Source organism: Niameybacter massiliensis, from assembly GCF_001282685.1.
In the GTDB taxonomy this organism is placed as follows: domain Bacteria; phylum Bacillota; class Clostridia; order Lachnospirales; family Cellulosilyticaceae; genus Holtiella; species Holtiella tumoricola.
Genome location: NZ_LN875034.1, coordinates 33,716 through 50,532, shown reverse-complemented (window position 1 = coordinate 50,532; position 16,817 = coordinate 33,716). Strand labels below are relative to the sequence as shown.

Annotated in this window: 16 protein-coding genes and 1 other annotated feature (1 of these 17 cut by a window edge); of the genes, 3 read left to right on the top strand and 13 right to left on the bottom strand. The window is 30.8% G+C overall.

Translation table 11 applies throughout. From position 1 onward, the window contains the following. From BN2390_RS02845 to BN2390_RS02820, 6 genes are all read right to left on the bottom strand, one after another. A protein-coding gene (locus tag BN2390_RS02845; RefSeq protein ID WP_053982838.1) for an ABC-2 transporter permease crosses the window boundary here: on the bottom strand, nucleotides 1–547 show its 5' portion. It extends 134 nt beyond the left edge of the window; the window shows 547 of its 681 coding nt (coding positions 1–547); its start codon is at nucleotides 545–547; its stop codon lies beyond the left edge, outside the window. Beyond that, entirely contained in the window at nucleotides 544–1,404 is an 861-nt protein-coding gene (locus tag BN2390_RS02840; RefSeq protein ID WP_053982837.1) for an ABC transporter ATP-binding protein, read from the bottom strand. Before BN2390_RS02840 ends, BN2390_RS02845 begins: the two co-directional genes overlap by 4 nt. After that, complete coding sequence (locus BN2390_RS02835; RefSeq protein WP_053982836.1) at nucleotides 1,404–1,781, bottom strand: GntR family transcriptional regulator; 378 nt, start codon at nucleotides 1,779–1,781, stop codon at nucleotides 1,404–1,406. Before BN2390_RS02835 ends, BN2390_RS02840 begins: the two co-directional genes overlap by 1 nt. Nucleotides 1,782–2,191: 410 nt before the next feature. Continuing rightward, complete coding sequence (gene ybaK, locus BN2390_RS02830) at nucleotides 2,192–2,680, bottom strand: Cys-tRNA(Pro) deacylase (RefSeq protein WP_330373670.1); 489 nt, start codon at nucleotides 2,678–2,680, stop codon at nucleotides 2,192–2,194. A gap of 121 nt (nucleotides 2,681–2,801) precedes the next feature. Continuing rightward, nucleotides 2,802–4,349 carry a catalase gene (locus tag BN2390_RS02825; RefSeq protein WP_053982834.1) on the bottom strand — a complete coding sequence of 516 codons (1,548 nt, stop codon included), beginning with the start codon at nucleotides 4,347–4,349 and terminating at the stop codon, nucleotides 2,802–2,804. 102 nt (nucleotides 4,350–4,451) lie between these two features. Next, the gene (locus BN2390_RS02820; RefSeq protein ID WP_053982833.1) at nucleotides 4,452–4,886 is read right to left on the bottom strand and encodes a 2-thiouracil desulfurase family protein; all 435 of its coding nucleotides are present in this window, start codon (nucleotides 4,884–4,886) and stop codon (nucleotides 4,452–4,454) included. Nucleotides 4,887–5,043: 157 nt separating this feature from the next. On the opposite strand from BN2390_RS02820, the gene BN2390_RS02815 reads away from it, so the two are divergent. Next, entirely contained in the window at nucleotides 5,044–6,090 is a 1,047-nt protein-coding gene (locus BN2390_RS02815; protein WP_053982832.1) for a phosphotransferase, read from the top strand. A gap of 81 nt (nucleotides 6,091–6,171) precedes the next feature. On the opposite strand, the gene gltX is transcribed toward BN2390_RS02815, so the two are convergent. Continuing rightward, nucleotides 6,172–7,833: a glutamate--tRNA ligase gene (gene gltX / locus BN2390_RS02810; protein ID WP_053982831.1), complete on the bottom strand. Its 1,662-nt coding sequence runs from the start codon at nucleotides 7,831–7,833 to the stop codon at nucleotides 6,172–6,174. Nucleotides 7,834–7,922: 89 nt separating this feature from the next. Next, nucleotides 7,923–8,148 (bottom strand) — a binding site (T-box leader). Between the two features lie 126 nt (nucleotides 8,149–8,274). Here gltX and BN2390_RS02805 point away from each other — a divergent pair. Next, nucleotides 8,275–8,907, top strand: a complete 633-nt coding sequence (locus BN2390_RS02805) for an SGNH/GDSL hydrolase family protein (protein WP_053982830.1) — start codon at nucleotides 8,275–8,277, stop codon at nucleotides 8,905–8,907. Further along, entirely contained in the window at nucleotides 8,908–9,930 is a 1,023-nt protein-coding gene (locus tag BN2390_RS02800; RefSeq protein ID WP_053982829.1) for an acyltransferase family protein, read from the top strand. A 15-nt stretch (nucleotides 9,931–9,945) separates the two neighbouring features. Here BN2390_RS02800 and BN2390_RS02795 read toward each other — a convergent pair whose 3' ends face one another. The 6 genes from BN2390_RS02795 to cls form a co-directional block, all read right to left on the bottom strand. After that, nucleotides 9,946–10,755 (bottom strand): exodeoxyribonuclease X C-terminal domain-containing protein, encoded by an 810-nt coding sequence (locus BN2390_RS02795; RefSeq protein ID WP_053982828.1) that lies wholly within the window; start codon nucleotides 10,753–10,755, stop codon nucleotides 9,946–9,948. A 202-nt stretch (nucleotides 10,756–10,957) separates the two neighbouring features. Beyond that, on the bottom strand, nucleotides 10,958–12,298 hold the full coding sequence (locus tag BN2390_RS02790; protein WP_053982827.1) for an ABC transporter substrate-binding protein: 1,341 nt from the start codon (nucleotides 12,296–12,298) through the stop codon (nucleotides 10,958–10,960). Nucleotides 12,299–12,651: 353 nt separating this feature from the next. After that, the gene (locus tag BN2390_RS02785) at nucleotides 12,652–13,278 is read right to left on the bottom strand and encodes a hypothetical protein (protein WP_053982826.1); all 627 of its coding nucleotides are present in this window, start codon (nucleotides 13,276–13,278) and stop codon (nucleotides 12,652–12,654) included. Between the two features lie 81 nt (nucleotides 13,279–13,359). Then, on the bottom strand, nucleotides 13,360–14,166 hold the full coding sequence (yidA, locus tag BN2390_RS02780; RefSeq protein ID WP_053982825.1) for a sugar-phosphatase: 807 nt from the start codon (nucleotides 14,164–14,166) through the stop codon (nucleotides 13,360–13,362). 122 nt (nucleotides 14,167–14,288) lie between these two features. Then, nucleotides 14,289–15,008 (bottom strand): M15 family metallopeptidase, encoded by a 720-nt coding sequence (locus BN2390_RS02775; protein WP_053982824.1) that lies wholly within the window; start codon nucleotides 15,006–15,008, stop codon nucleotides 14,289–14,291. A gap of 238 nt (nucleotides 15,009–15,246) precedes the next feature. Beyond that, nucleotides 15,247–16,782 (bottom strand): cardiolipin synthase, encoded by a 1,536-nt coding sequence (gene cls / locus BN2390_RS02770; protein ID WP_053982823.1) that lies wholly within the window; start codon nucleotides 16,780–16,782, stop codon nucleotides 15,247–15,249. Nucleotides 16,783–16,817: the final 35 nt, after the last annotated feature.

Sequence of the window (16,817 nt, the reverse complement as noted above, 5' to 3'; positions counted from 1 at the left end):
TTTCTATAGGAATATTCATTGCCTCTTTAATTATATTCATTGCTACTGAACTAACTCCAAACAATAAAGCATAAATAAGTAGCATTACCATACGCATCTTGATACATCCAAACTTTAAGATGATAGGAATAATTAAAGCTATATAAAGAAGTGAAGATCCAACTAAGGTTATAAATACATTCATTTTTCCTATTGTTTGAAATACTTCTATATAACTTTTTTGCATATTTATCCCTAGATTAACTACTATTGTTACAACTACACCTACTACTAATGAGTAAATGAGGCCTAATAAGTATTTACTTAGTACTACTTCTTTTCTAGATACGGGAAGTGTATAGTTTAAAGCATTGCTATGACTATTTTCTTCATGTGCCATAACTCCATATATTAAGAAATAAGGAACTATAATAGAAGCAATTAAATACATTTGTGGTGAAAGCACACAAAATATTGTCATAAATAATAAACTAATAATCCATGTAGACTTTAAGCATTTAAATAGATACATCCATTCTTTCTTCATTAATAAAATTACATGGTTCATGATCTATTCCCTCTTTCTATATAAACCATCATATCTTCTAATGTTGCCTTTTCAAATATAAGGTCTTTACCAAATTTATTTTCTAACATTTGTTTTTTTGTTGTTAAAGCCTGAAAGCCAAATTTATTTTGATCTATACCTATTAATTCATTTTGTATTCCTTTTTCTAAAAGGCCTTTTGATCCTTTTACAATATAGTATTTATCATCTATCTGTTCTTTATCTTCATACATAACCACTTTACCCTTTTGTAACATAATAATGTAATCACTTGCCTTATCTAAATCACTTGTAATATGAGTTGAATAGAATGTTGATACTTCTTCATGTTGCATATGCTCCATTAATAGATCTAAAATTTGATGTCTTACAACAGGATCAAGATTCGCTGTAGGCTCATCTAAAAGAATAAGTTTTGGTCTATGGGCTAATGCCATAATTAATGCAAACTGCTTACCTTGTCCTTGTGATAACTCTTTAATCTTCTTACTCCTATCTAGAGCAAATAAATTTATATATTTATTAAATAAATCATTGTCCCAAGATGTATAAAAAGGTGCAATCATTTTTCTAGTTTGTTCTACAGTCGCTTCACTAAAATATCCAGTAGGTTCACCTACATATCCTATTTGATTACGTATAGCCTCTCCTTCTTGACTACTAGATTGGCCAAATACTTTAATTTCTCCTTTATCTGGTGTCAAAAGTCCCATAATCAGCCTTAATGTAGTAGTCTTACCTGCCCCATTTTGACCAATAAATCCTGTAATATATCCTTCTTTTATAACTAGGTTAGGAATATCTAAAGTAAAGTTACCAAGTTGTTTTTTTAGACCTTCTATTTCTATTACATTCATTACATTTCCTCCTCATACATCAAATCAATACGCTCTTTTAATTCTTTCTTTGAGAGTCCTATATTTTTTGCACTTTCAATAACCTCACTAAGTTTTTCTTCTATTTCACTTATTTTTGCTTCTCTTAATATTTCCAAGTTGACTATTGCAACAAAAGTCCCTTTTCCCGGCAATGTTTCTATAAATCCATCTGCTTCTAACTCTTCATATGCACGCTTAACTGTAATAATACTTACCTTTAATTCTTTTGCTAGACCTCTTATAGATGGTATCATCTCCCCTTGATTCAACACACCAGTAATAATAAGTTGTTTTATCTGTTCCATAATTTGCGAGTAGAGTGGTACAATGCTCTGATTGCTAATAATAATATCCATCTAATATCCTCTTCCTAATTTTTAATCTTCTTATCAAGCCAAACTGTTTATAACTGTATATATATAATATATACACATAATACACTTATGTGCTATTAAAGTCAATTCTCTTCTAAATATTTTAGACATAAAAAAAAGCTTACCTAAATCCATACCTAAGTAATGGTTAAGTAAGCTTCTTTTGGGTTATAAAACCTGCCTTCTACCTAAATTTACTTTAGGTAATTTAAATAGAAGGGTTATCTCTCTGGTGGCTCATCTCCTGCAGAATTATCTGCTAAAGCCTCAGAATTGTGAATGCTTTGGTTAGTAGAACTTTTCATTGTACTTTCCTCCTACATTCATGATTGGTTTTACAATAGTAGTTTGTCCTAGCTTTATTTTTTTATGCATAGCTTATTAAATTTTTTTTAATTTGTTAATGCTTCAAATTCTACTTGTATTAATGTTTTTAGATGCTCTGGCTTAAGTGTTACTTGAACCCCAATTTTACCTGCACTAAATGTTATTTCCTCTAGATTCATTGCTGTTTTATCTATATATGTTTTAAGTGCTTTTTTCATTCCAATAGGAGAACATCCTCCTCTTATATATCCTGTAGTCTTTTGAAGCTCATTAACTGGTAACATATCTATATTTTTTTCTCCTGTTAAGGTACTAATCTTTTTAAAATCTAATTCTTTAGCAACAGGAATTACACATACATAACATGTTTTAGATTTACCTTGTACTAAAAGTGTTTTAAAAACAGTCTCTTCATCTATACCAATCTTATGTGCTACAGCTACACCATCGATTTTCCCATCTTTTACTTCATAAGTACTACAAGTATAAGGAATCTTCTCTTTATCTAATATTCTAATTACATTTGTCTTGATAGCTGATGCCATTTGCTCCATCCCTCTCATCTAATGGTATTTATTATTTATAATTATATCATATCTTTTTAAATTTTATTTTAAAGGTATTCAACATATAATAGAGGAATTTGTGTTAAGACAGATTCCTCTATTATAGTTTTTATTTAGTTGTATATGGTATTGGTTGTGGCATTGTTTTCTTAACACGCTCTTCTTGTGACATATTCGCTAATTGAATAACCTTATCTTCATCTAGTCCTAAAAACTGTCCAATTAACTCACCTAACACCTTATCACATTTATAAAATAATGCTGTCTGCCTATATTGAATGCTTTGATCTGCATTTTTAAGACTATTAAACACATTATAAATTAAATGACTCTTGCCATCTTCATCTAGATAATCTCTATAGAACTCTCCTGGTTGTATAAAATCACCTTCATCTGTTTCTATTGTATGTCTTTCAATAACACCATTAACTGGAATAGGTGGTTGTGCATCTTCGGGAGCTACCTTTACATTTGCAAATGTAGTTGGATAATAATTAGGCGCATTACCCATATTTCCATTTACCTGCATAAATCCATCTCTTTGAGTTGTATAGATTGTAGAATACTTTGGCTGATTAACTGGAATTTGCCTATTATTAACGCCTAATCTATATCTTTGCGCGTCTTGATAAGCTAATAACCTGCCTTGAAGAAGTTTATCCGGTGAAGCCCATATACCTGGCACAAAAGCTTGAGGACAAAATGCTGCTTCCTCTACTTCTTCAAAAAAGTTAATAGGATTGCGATTAAGTACCATTTTACCTAAAGGAATGAGTGGATGATCCTTCTCATACCAAGTTCTCGTTACATCAAATGGATTAACTGGATAGTTAGCAGCTTCTTCTGGTGTCATAATTTGTACATAGACACTCCAAGAAGGATATTCGCCTCTTTCTATTGCATTAAATAAATCCTTAGTTGAATAATCAGGATCTAAACCTGCCATCTGTTCTGCTTCTGCCCCTGTAAAATTTTGTATTCCTTGATCTGTCTTAAAGTGATATTTTACCCATACATATTCTTTATCTTCGTTATACCACATAAATGTATGACTTCCGAATCCATCCATAAATCTTGGACTTTTTGGTGTTCCTAAATTAGAAAATAATCTCATCACCTGATGTAAGGATTCAGGCGTTAAAGAAAGAAAATCCCAAAACATATTTGCATCTTTTAAATTTGTCTGAGGATTTCTCTTTTGAGTATGAATAAAATCAGGAAACTTAATTGCGTCTCTTACAAAGAATACTGGTGTATTATTTCCTACTAAATCATAGTTTCCATCCTCTGTATAAAACTTCAACGCAAATCCTCTAGGATCCCTAGCTGTATCTGCTGAACCCTTTTCTCCTCCAACGGTAGAAAACCTTGCAAACATAGGTGTACGTTTCCCTACTTTATTTAAAAACTTTGCCATTGTATACCTTGATAAGTCGTTTGTGACTTCAAAATATCCATGTGCACCCATTCCCTTGGCATGTACAACTCTCTCTGGTATACGTTCTCTGTTAAAATGTGCTAACTTTTCATTCAAATAGGAATCTGCAAAAAGAGTATAACCTACCTTTTTGCCTGTTGTAAGTGATGCTTGATCATTACTGACCGGAGTAGCTACTTCTGTAGTAAGTTGATTAACTCTATTTTTTTCGTTTTCCACCTTACTTCCTCCTTGTTATACTATCACCTTAAATAGTATGAAAAGCAGCCCGTACACTATGTCTTTATACCTGTATCTTTATACCTGTATCTTTATATCTTCTTATATATCTATATCTTCCTCTGTATATACCGTAATATTATTTTCTTTTAATAGCTTTGCAGTTAAACCATCTCCCTGAATAAGAACACCATTAAAATTACCATCATATATTTTTCCACATCCACATGACGGACTTTTTGCTTTTAATATAGCAACCTCTGCCCCTACTATTTTTGCAATTTCTAAGGTCTTTTGTGCCCCTAATCTAAATGCTTTTGTACAATCTTTCTCTTCTATATTAATTACATACTCTAATCCATTTTCGTCTCTTCTAATCTCACAAGGTTTTCTTGGAATATCTAATCCTCCTAATACTTCTGGGCATACCACCATGGCTTTACCTTGTTCAACTAACTTTAATATCTTTTCACTAGTATTCTCTTTACCATCATATCTACATTTAATACCTGCTAAACACGCACTCACAATATACATTGAATCCCTCCTGTATTTCCCTGGAAATTAATAATTTATAAATCTTTCTATTATTGTATTTGATTTTTACATTCTATTTCAAATTTTTAGTGATATAATTTATTCTAGAGTATAGAATAGTAATATTTAAATTAATTATTAAAAAGGGGTTCTTATTATGGATCAAAATTCTCTTACATCTCAAGATTTAGTTAACCTTATTGAAGAGCACTATAACATTGGTACTGTTCAATCTATTATTCCCATTCTTGATAGAACATCTTGTGAGTGCTTTCATATTGTTACTTCTACTGGTGAATATCTTTTGAAAGATGTTAATTTAGACTTCATATATCATCCTTATTTAGAACCTATTATTAATAACTGTTTATTAGAAGCTGATATTCCTGTTTCTACATTTATAAAAACTATGACTAATGAATATATTATACATTTTTTAGGTCATGTTTTTCATTTACAAACTTTTATTAAGGGAAAAGTTCTCCTTCTCCATACTGCACCTACTTGGTTTTTGCATAGTAGTGCTTCTTTACTTGCTAAAATTCATAAAGCGCTTGAATCTATTTCCATACTTCCTAGTGGCATAGGTCCTCACTACTTTGAAATTCATACTATCCCCAGCTCTATTGCCTCATATCAAAATTCTATAAGACTGGCTCAATATGCTCAAGATTACACTTATGTCAAAGAAATTGAATATCGTATAAATTTATTATCTAAGTTACAAACACTTGATCTTTCTTTTACTTCTTTTACTTATAAAAATACTCATGGCGACTATTCTATTAGACAAATCCTATGTGGTGAATCTCAGATTAATGCTGTGATAGATTTTACATCTTGTTGCACACACCCTGTTTGTTGGGAATTAATTCGTTCCTATGTCTATGCTGATCCTCAGTGTCAATCTGGATGTATAGATATCTCTAACCTCATTGATTATATAGAGGATTACCTTCAATTTAGTTCTTTAAATATTTACGACATTCAAATGATGCCTTATCTATTTTTGTATTATCTAGCTCTTAATGACTGTTTTGCAACTTATTATATATCTGATAGCATCGTTCAAAAAGACTTAAAGTATTATATTAACTGGTCAACCCTAACTTTAAAATGGCTAGAAGAAAATGTTGCATGTGTTTCTGAAGCTTTGGCCAATCATTTTTCATTATTAGAAATACCCTCTTTACTTTCTAATTAACTATTACTCTTTATTACATTATATAAAAAAGGTAGAACTAAACTTTACTTAGTTCTACCTTTTTTTGTATCTTAATTTTTATTAAAGAGAAAGAAATTTTTCAAATCTCTCTTGAACTTTTTCTTCACCTAAAATTTGCATAATTGTGTAAAGGTCTGGTGTATTGCTTCTGTGTGTAACAGCAGCTCTTACTGCACCTGCTACATCAGATATCATACCTTTATATGACTCTGGATTAGCTTTATATTCTTTACGATTTGCACAGTATCCTAATTCAAGTGCAAAGTTTTTAAGTGTTTCAAACCATGATTCTTGACTTTCTTCATTGTGTTTATAAGCATCTTTATAAGCTGCAATGATTTCTTTAGCAGTATCAATCGTCATACCTTTTGGAAGTTCTACTTGTTCTGCTGTTTCAGCATAGAAGTAGTTATCAAAGAAGTATGTGATTTTTTCTTTAACATCCATCCACTTCGCAAAATCTTTTCTTGGTTTTGGTCCATCTTTATCAATACTAAAGATAGCTTTTGACATAGCTTCATTTGATGTCACAAGCTCATACATTTCTTGATCATGTTCTTTTGCCCATCCAGTATAAAGTTCATATACTTTTTCTCCTGGCATTCTTGCAATAACATCTTTACTTACATCATTTAATTTAACTATATCAAATAATGCACCACTCTTACTCATCTTATCTAATGAAACTTGGAACTCATGGTAATCTAAAGTTGGATTTTCTGCTCTCCACTCTTCATATGTTGAGTTGATAATATTAAGAAGGTATTCAATAACACATACTGTTGGATAACCTTCTTCATCATAATAACTTACAGCACTTTCTGCATCTTTTCTTTTAGAAAGTTTACGTCTTGAGTCTCCATCCATTTTCATGATTGTTGGAATATGACCATATTCTGGTCTCTCAAAACCAAGTACTTCAAAAAGTTGTACGTGAATTGGAAGTGATGATAACCATTCTTCTCCACGTGTAACATGTGTTGTATGCATTAAAGCATCATCAATAGCATGAGCAAAATGATATGTTGGAAGTCCATCCCCTTTAATAATAACAATATCTTGATTGTTTTCTGGGAATGATGTATCTCCCTTAATTAAATCATGGAATTCAACTCTTTTTTCTGGGTTCCCTGGTGATTTAAGACGAATAATATATTGTTCACCCGCTTTGATTTTTTCTATTGCTTCTTCTGGAGATAAATTTCTATATGTTGCGTAATCACCATAATAACCTGGAGTTACTTTTTCAGCTGTTTGTTTTTCACGAAGTGCTTCTAGTTCTTCAGGTGTTGCAAAACATGGGTATGCTAATCCTTTTTTAATAAGATCTTTTGCAAAAGTTTTATAAATTTCAGCTCTTTCACTTTGTTTGTATGGGCCATATTCACCAATTGATGTATCATCACCTGTCATACCTTCTGTAAAGTTCATACCATATTTATTCATTGTACGGATAGTATCAGAAATAGCACCCTCTACTTCTCTTTTTTGGTCTGTATCTTCAATACGAAGATAAAATACTCCACCGCTTTGAACAGCTGTTCTTTCAGCAACTAGTGCAGCAAATACACCCCCAATGTGTTGGAAACCTGTTGGGCTTGGTGCATATCTTGTTACACGTGCACCTTCTGGTAAATTTCTTTTTGGATAAGCATTAATGTAGTCTTCTGGTGTTTTTTGAATATCAGGGAAAATTAGATCTGCTAATTGATTTAAGCTCATTTTTTTCTTCCTTTCATTTTTTAATGTTTGTTATTTATAAATTGATTCATCCTGTATTTAGGCATAAAAAAAGCCCTCCATCCTAATCTTCTTAGGACGAAAGACACCTTCCGCGTTACCACCTAAGTTGGTTAACACCTTGGTTAACCCACCTCTTAATCTTTAAGGGAATTACCCCATAAGCTTACTCCTCAAGTCTGAGATTTTCAGCTTATAGCTAAAGAGCTTCTTTCTAAATAATTCCATCCTAGGTTCACACCCTCCCTAAGTCTCTGATACTTCCTTATTTATACTTTTCTCTTTATTTGCCTTATCTATATAATATATGTTCATTATAACTATCATTGGTTTTGTTGTAAAGGCTCATTATTTTAAGACTATTCAATTACTAAATTATTTCCTATAATAAAATTAAATAGATACTGACTAGGGAGATTAACTATGGCATTCATACAGGAAAACGATATTATTTTATTTCAAGGTGATAGTATTACCGATTGTAGCCGTAACAAACTAAAACGTTCAGATTTAGGTCAAGGTTATGTAAATTTAATTTATCATTATTTACAAACTCACCATCAAGATTTACATATTACTTGTATTAATAAAGGCATTTATGGGAATCGTACAATAGACCTTAAACTTAGATGGCGCCTAGATACTTTACGTATTGAAAAAAATATTCTTTCACTGCTTGCAGGAATTAATGATACCTGGAGACGTTATGATTTTAACCTTACTACCTCTCCTGAAAAATTTGAAGAACATTACCGTTATCTATTAGATACAAGTCTAGATAAAAATCCTGATTTACGTATTATTCTACTTTCGCCTTTTCTACTCCCCCATACTGAATCACAACTTACTTGGTTTGAAGATTTAAATCCTAAGATTCAAATAGTAGAAAAGTTAGCTAAAGAATACAATACACTTTATCTTCCTCTACAAGAAATTTTTACTTCATCTCTTACACCTGAGCATGATGCCTATTACTTTACAGTAGATGGTGTACACCCTACACCTGAAGGTCATATGCTTATTGCTAAAGAATGGCTTAAAAGGAGTTTAGGCTAAATGAAAAATACATCTATTAATCCAGAGAGAGTTTATCTCTTAGATAATTTAAAAGGACTTCTTATATTTTTAGTAGTATTTGGACATTCATTAGAACTCTTTAAAGATGAGTACTTCATTACTCAAGTTTTATATGCATTTATCTATCTCTTTCATATGCCCGCTTTTGTATTTGTTTCTGGCTATTTCTCAAAAAATCTAGATAAAGCACGTTCTACAGCCTTTAAAAGTTTCTTAATGCCATTTATTTTATTTAATATTATTTGGAATTTAATCGCAGCACTTGCAACTTGGGATATCAACCAATTTTCATTTATAACTCCTGGTTGGGCACTCTGGTATTTAATGAGTATGTTCTTCTGGAGACTTTTTTTAAAAGATCTAGTTAAAATTAAATATATTTTACCAATTAGCTTTATTGTTGGTTTAGGTGCTGGCCTATTTAGTGAGTTTAATGGTATTTTATCTTTATCCCGCACACTTGTATTTTTCCCATTTTTCTTTGTGGGTTATAAAACAACAGAAGATAAGCTATTTAGACTTAAGAGACCTTCACGCTTCTTCTCTTTTGCAATAACTTTGCTTGCTTTATCTTTTGCAATTTTTATATGTTATTCAAAAGTATTTCCTATAGAATTTCTATATGGCAGTGATGCATTTGAATCTTATACCGTACCTCTATGGTTAGGAGTTATTAGTCGCCTATTACTTTATATTATTGGTTTTTCTTTTGTATTTGTACTTGCAAATACAATGCCATCAAAGCCAACCTTCTTTAGCAAAATTGGAAGTAATACATTGCCGATTTATATACTTCATACTTATCTATTATGTATTCCTATTGCAATCAATCATTTTATGCCTTATTTATGGATTAAATTAGCTATTTCATTATTATCTTCTATTACTATTACTTATTTACTTTCTCGTGATAAAACTGATCTTTACTTTAAAAAATATCTTAATTCTATTATTAACTTGGTACTCCATTCAGAGAGTTCTTCTACACCCGGTGCAAAATAAAAGAAGTGCAAGGATTTATTCTTGCACTTCTTTTATTTGTGCTGCTTCCTTCATTACTTCACAAGCCTTTTTAATCATTTCATCTTTACTATTAAGAGCTATCCACTCAAAATACTTAGGATCTTCTTTATAAATTTCTTTTAACGTCCTATTTTTATATTTCCCGAAGTTAATCTTAATTGCTGCTGCTTCTTTTGGAGGCATCAGCTCCGCGCTTATCAATTCTTCTTGTTTAATGAAATCTTGCATTTCTTCAAGGTCTTGTGTAAATATTTCACTCAATGAAGCTACTTGTAATACAGCATCAATAAAAGCTCTTTTTTTGGCAATTTTTAAGATAGTATTCGAAAGATCCCAAGGGTCAGGGTTAGGAATTTTGTATTTGAGCCGTCCATATTTGTCTATAAATTGTCTTACTTTCTCCGATTCTATTCCTGCAGGAATGTAGTCACTATTTATCCACCTATATTTTTTTTCATAAGAATTACAATTTCCTAATCCTTGTGCTACATTTTTTGTACCTTTTTTTAATGTACATCTAATAATATACGCAAAAAAACCTCTTTCATAATCTTGAACATGATCCATCATCTCATATTCTGGGTTTACACCTAACATCATACAAATCTTCTCTCCTCCGGGTTTGAGCAATGTTGGTTTTAAAGTTCCAGGTATGACACCATAGTCATGTTCTCTTCTTAAGGTCTGCTGCACAACAGCTTGAAAAGCTGCTATCTTATCCATAGTTTGCTTAATCAAACTAACATCCATTTCATCTATTAAACTTATATCTTTTGTTGAATTGGCTATAATATGTGTTGCCATCTTCATTCCCCCTAGCATAAAAACTAAGTTTTATTTTAGTTAATGAATATTAAAAGGTAAATATAGTGACGTTATTAGTTTAAGCATTTTTATTCACTTTATGTAATTTTTCTTATTTCCCCATTATATAACATTTATATTTCTTATATATAAAAAAAGACATATGCTATTTTAAGCATATGTCTTTTTATTGTTAAATGGTTTATTGCGCATTATTAAGTGTAATGATTTGATCAACAACTGCTGATGGGTCTTCTGTACCTGCTGCAATACCTGCAACTTTACTTAATAAGTATTCCCAAGCTGGTTTAGCAAGCCATCCATCAATAGCTCCATCTACAGCTGTTGCTTCACCTGCCATAGCAGCACCTTTAGCTCCAAGTGGTGATAAACCTTTAAGATCACCTACATTAGCTGCTGGAGCACCACCACCAGCTACAGTTACCATTTCACCAATAGCTTCTGTTGTTGTCATAGATTGAACAAATTTAACTGCTGCCTCACGTTTTGCTGGATCATCCCAAGCTTTCTTTGTAATATAGAAGCCACTTGAGAATCCAGAAATAAGTTGTTTACCATCACATTTCCCATTTCCTGTACCTGGAATTGGAAGAAGGGCAACTGTTTCTGTATCACCAAATTTACCTACAGCCCAGCTACCATCTAAGAACATAGCAGCTTGTTTATTAATGAATTGAGCTTCTACAAGATCATTTTGTGTTGTTGCTGTATCAACAGGGAATGCACCCATGTCATTGAATTTTTTAAAGTATGATAAACCATTTACCCATGATTCTTTAACTGCTGTGATATCTTTATTGCTATGGTCTTGAACACCACCTTCAGCTAAGATAAGATGTTCAATCCAATAGTGAGGAATATGTCCTAACGCTACTGCAATAGGTGTGATATCTGTTTTAGCAAATGCTGTAATAGCATTTTCTAATTTAGCCCAATCTGTTGGAAGATCTACTCCGTTAGCTTCAAATAAATCTGTATTAACAAAAATACCTTCATAGTAACCATGTGTTGGGATAGCATATTGAACACCATCTGGACATGTAGCTGATTTTAAAGCAGCTGGGTTAATGTTTGAAGCATAATCTGGGTATACTGATTGAATTTCTGAAATTGGAACAACTTTACCTTGTTCTACAATTGTTTTTGATGTAACATCTGTAAAGAAATGAAGTACATCTGGTTCATTACCTGCTGCAAAATCTGTAAGTACATTTGATTTCCATGTTTCATCAGCTGTAGCTGATTCAACTTCTACTGTAACATTTGGATTAGCATCTTGATATTTTGCTACTAAATTATCAAATGTTACTGCATTTGGATCTGTACCACCAAACATTGATACAACTCTAATTGAAGCAGGAGCAGCTGGTTCCTCTGCTGGTTTTTCTTCTGCTGGTTTTTCAGTTGCTGGCTTTTCTTCTGCTGGTTTTTCAGTCGCTGGTTGTGAATTACAGCCTACAAATACTCCCCCAAGCATTGTTGCTGCTAGTCCTAATGCTAATACTTTTTGAAATTTCTTCATTGAAATCCATCTCCTTTTACTTACTTAATTTTTATAGATGATTTTATGTAAGTTAAATTATGCCCTATTCATCGATCACTTCTCATATATTTATGCTATAAATTGATTATAACATTTTATACAAATTTGGTAATAAGATAATTTTGTCTTTTGTATTATTTTTTTGGTATATTTGTTTAATATCTCTATAATTTATCACTTCATTTTTGATTATCTAGATATTTTTTATATATCAATCATTAATTTTATTGATCTTTCATTATGACATTATCTTAATTTTTATGCACTCTATTTTACTTTTTTACAGCTAATATAATAAAATAAGTCTCTTTATTAAATAAAGAGACTTATCACTAACGATATAAGATATTACCAAGCTCAATATGAGAACTACTTAATGTTTCTCCATTATAAACTAACTCAATCCCATCTATCCATGTATAGTTAGATTTTCTTTGGAGCAGACTTTCTTCTAAAATTGTTAACGTTACTCCAGCTCCTGTTGATCCTTGAAAATAATTACTCATCCAATTTAATTCTTCTTCATTATCTTTAAGATTTATTGTTGCAATTTCTTTATTTCCAATTGTCTTAATTTCTTCTACCTTTATTTCAAGATTTTCGAAACATGTCTTTGAAATTTCATTCGCTATCTGCTGAAGTTTCTCTTTTATAGTTTCATCTTTTGATAAACTTATTGTTTCTAACTCTACAATCTCCCAAGAATCTACATCTCTAGTATAAAGAGTATACTGCTCTTCATCTAAAACTTGTATCTCCTCTTGTAATTTTGTATTTTGCTCCATTAATTCATCAATTTGCTTTGTTAAGCTTTCAACTTGTTTTGCTAAATTTTCATTCTCTTTTTGTAACGTAGTAACTTGTTCTTCTAAAGGATTCACTTGATCTAATTGTTGTGTACATCCAGATAGGCCTATTGCACTTAAGGCTAATAAGATGACTGCTATTTTTTTCTTCATGCTAAAGTCCTCCCTTTGTTTGCTTATCTTTAGATTATCATATTTATATTACAATCTAATTAAAAATACTCAACATGTTTATTACACTTCTAATATAAATTTTTCAATAACGTATGCTACACCATCTTCATCATTTGATTTAGTAACAAAGTCAGCAATTGCTTTTACCTCTTCAAAAGCATTCTCCATAGCCACACCAAGACCTGCATAACGAATCATATGTTCATCATTTCCAGCATCACCCATACAAATAACTTCTTCTTGCTTAATATTTAAACATTTCGCTAAAGCTTCTACTCCTGCACCTTTATTTACACGTTTATCTAAAAACTCTAAGAAAAATGGTGCACTTCTTACGACTGTATATTTGTCATAAACTTCTTTAGGTAATTTCTCAATAGCTTTTTGTAAGATTTCTGGTTCATCTATCATCATGATTTTAATAAGTTCTTCATTTTTAGGAACTTCATTAAAATCTACTTCGTGTACCGCAATACCATTGATTTCACCTTCTAAGATTGTATAAGCTGACATTCTTGGTGTAATACATCCATCTTTTGAAAAGGCATGAATATTTACTCCTAATTCTTGTGAAAGTTGATATAAATATTCGAGATCTTGTCCTGTTAAGGTAATACGACTAACTACCTCTTTCGTATTTGTATTTTGTACAATAGCCCCATTAAAGCTTACTACATAATCATCTTGATCTAATAATTCAAGTTCTTCTAAGTAACGCTCAATTCCTTCGATTGGGCGCCCCGATGCTAAGACAATTTTAACACCTTTTTCTTTTGCCTTTTTTATTGCTTCCTTTGTATTTTGTGATATTGTTTTATCTTCTCTTAAAAGAGTACCATCCATATCAAGTGCAATTAATTTATACATTTTAGTTCTCCTATTTGTTCTAAACTATTTTATATATTTTAAACTACCTATTTATTATATCAGTAATTACAATGTTCTCATACTTTTTTACATGTAAAAAGGAGATTCTTATTGAATCCCCTCTACTGTTTTGTTAAATATACAGCTACTTTTTTTATTAGTGCTTTTATATCTTCTTCTTTATATTCTTGCTTCTTCCATTTTTCAACTTCTATTACGATGCCTTTATTATTCAATATTTTAATTTGTAAGTCATAATCTAATTTAATTAGTTCTAAGCTTATTTTTTCAACTAGTTGGGCGGTATATCTTACAGTAGGCTGTGGATACCATGCATTTTTTATATTGATAATTTGTTTTTCTATCAAAGTATTTACTGCTTTTTCGTATTCTTGATCTATTTTTTCAACTGTTGAAATATATTCTGGTGGCTTTTTCCCTAAATTTAGATCTTTTATTGATAATCCAAAAGTATATTGAAAATGAGGTGTATCAGAAAAACTAGACCAACTTCCTCCCCATTCTAATCCTATACTTTGACCTAACTTTCCTACTCTTTTCAAAATATTACTATCATATTCAGCTCCTTTTATATTTTGATAAATATCAAAAGCTAATCTCCATTGATGATAAGATGACATACTACTTCCTCTAGCATTTGTTACAATATTGCCTGGTCTTGTTCTACCTTGTTCATAAAGATAATCTTGCCTTTCAACTGTTCGATAGGTTTCTCCTATTTTTATATTTAATCCTTCTCTTTTACATAATTCTAATAGTGCTTCTGCTAATTCTTTAACCTTAGGATGTAATTCATTAATATCTCTGCACATTTCTATCATTTAGTCACCCCATATCATATAATATACCTAAACTTATACTTAATTATATTCAAGCTCCTATCTCTAAGTTCATACGAATTTAATAATAAAGAGGCACCTCCATTTAGGAAGTGCCTCTTTTAGGTTGGTATTATGAAATTTTACGGGTTGAATAGCATTACATACGCCTATATTATACCATATTTATCCATGATGTCTACATAATCCCTATATAAAAGTCTAAATAATTATGGCTTTACTACATAAGGGGTGCAAAACATCTAATAACTGATCGCATTAATCTCGTATACCATTTTACATTGTGACATTCTTCTAATGTAATAGGCAAACAAACTTCTAATGTTTCTAAAAAATCTTGCTTAATCTCTTCTATCGCTAATGTCTTATACATAAATACTCCACATTCAAAGTGCAAATATAAGCTTCTAAAATCTAAATTAATTGTTCCCACAACTCCTATTTCATCATCTACTACAAAAGTTTTTGAATGTATAAAGCCTGGTGTATATTCATAGATTTTAACTCCGGCTTCTATAAGCTGTTGATAATATGCCCTTGTTAAAAGATGAACGTACCATTTATCTGCAATATGTGGTGTTACTATTCTAATATCTATACCACTTTTAGCTGCTAATGTTAATGCTGTCATAAGCTCATTATCTATAATCAAGTATGGTGTATTTATATATACATATTCCTTCGCTTGATTAATCATATTGATATAAACATTTTCTCCAACAGTCTCTTCATCAAGAGGACTATCTGCATAAGGTTGAACATAGCCTTCATTATTGAACTTATCTGGTATTCTAACTAAATATCGTTTATAATCCTCTCTATTTTTTTCTGACCTATCAAAATTCCAACTTTGTAAAAACATTAATGTTAAACTTGTTACTGCATCTCCTTTTAGTAATATACTGGCATCTTTCCATTGACCATGTTTAACAACAGCATTAATATATTCATCTGCTAGATTTGCCCCTCCTGTAAAACCAACTACTCCATCGATTACTGTTATCTTCTTATGATCTCTATTATTCATCTTTAAAGATAATTTAGGCTGTATCTCATTAAATACAATCACCTGTATTCCTAAACTTTGTAATTTTTCATGATATTTATAAGGTAATGTTTGAATACATCCTGCATCATCATAAAGAACCCGTACCTCTACCCCTTCATTTACTTTCTCAACTAAGATATCAAGTATGCTATCCCACATAACTCCTTCTTCAATAATAAAGTACTCCATAAAGATAAAGTACTTAGCTTTTTTTAATTCGTCTTTTAAGACATTAAAGAAATTTTCACCGGGAGACAAATATTGAGCTTTTGTATTTTTATACACAGGGAAACTAGAATAGTTATAAATATATTTAACTTGTTTTGCAATATTTTTATCGTTTTCTTGCAATTGTTTTATTAATTCTTCATTCTGAATCAAGAAACCTTTTGTATCTTCATAAGTTCTTTTTACAGATTTTTTAAAAGCTTTACTTGTTTTATCTCCTCCAAATACTAAATAAAAAAGACCACCAAATATTGGAAATAATAATATTGGTATCGTCCATGCTAATTTATAAGAAGGATTATCCTTCTTATTCAATATATAAATTACTACTGCTATACTAATTATAGTAAATAGAATATACATATATACGAAGTAATTAGTTAATTTCCAAATTCCAATTCCTAAAATAATCGCTTGTATAAGTATAAGTAGACCGACAATAAATAGACGACTAAATAGTACTTTTAAGATTTGTTTCATAATTTCCCCCTTATACTGACGATAATAACATAGCT

Bases quoted from the DNA above. Each gene is read 5' to 3' on its own strand.
- BN2390_RS02840 (WP_053982837.1), bottom strand. From the start codon at position 1,404: ATGAATGTAATAGAAATAGAAGGTCTAAAAAAACAACTTGGTAACTTT.
- BN2390_RS02835 (WP_053982836.1), bottom strand. From the start codon at position 1,781: ATGGATATTATTATTAGCAATCAGAGCATTGTACCACTCTACTCGCAA.
- ybaK (WP_330373670.1), bottom strand. From the start codon at position 2,680: ATGGAGCAAATGGCATCAGCTATCAAGACAAATGTAATTAGAATATTA.
- BN2390_RS02820 (WP_053982833.1), bottom strand. From the start codon at position 4,886: ATGTATATTGTGAGTGCGTGTTTAGCAGGTATTAAATGTAGATATGAT.
- BN2390_RS02815 (WP_053982832.1), top strand. From the start codon at position 5,044: ATGGATCAAAATTCTCTTACATCTCAAGATTTAGTTAACCTTATTGAA.
- gltX (WP_053982831.1), bottom strand. From the start codon at position 7,833: ATGAGCTTAAATCAATTAGCAGATCTAATTTTCCCTGATATTCAAAAA.
- BN2390_RS02805 (WP_053982830.1), top strand. From the start codon at position 8,275: ATGGCATTCATACAGGAAAACGATATTATTTTATTTCAAGGTGATAGT.
- BN2390_RS02800 (WP_053982829.1), top strand. From the start codon at position 8,908: ATGAAAAATACATCTATTAATCCAGAGAGAGTTTATCTCTTAGATAAT.
- BN2390_RS02795 (WP_053982828.1), bottom strand. From the start codon at position 10,755: ATGGCAACACATATTATAGCCAATTCAACAAAAGATATAAGTTTAATA.
- BN2390_RS02790 (WP_053982827.1), bottom strand. From the start codon at position 12,298: ATGAAGAAATTTCAAAAAGTATTAGCATTAGGACTAGCAGCAACAATG.
- BN2390_RS02785 (WP_053982826.1), bottom strand. From the start codon at position 13,278: ATGAAGAAAAAAATAGCAGTCATCTTATTAGCCTTAAGTGCAATAGGC.
- yidA (WP_053982825.1), bottom strand. From the start codon at position 14,166: ATGTATAAATTAATTGCACTTGATATGGATGGTACTCTTTTAAGAGAA.
- BN2390_RS02775 (WP_053982824.1), bottom strand. From the start codon at position 15,008: ATGATAGAAATGTGCAGAGATATTAATGAATTACATCCTAAGGTTAAA.
- cls (WP_053982823.1), bottom strand. From the start codon at position 16,782: ATGAAACAAATCTTAAAAGTACTATTTAGTCGTCTATTTATTGTCGGT.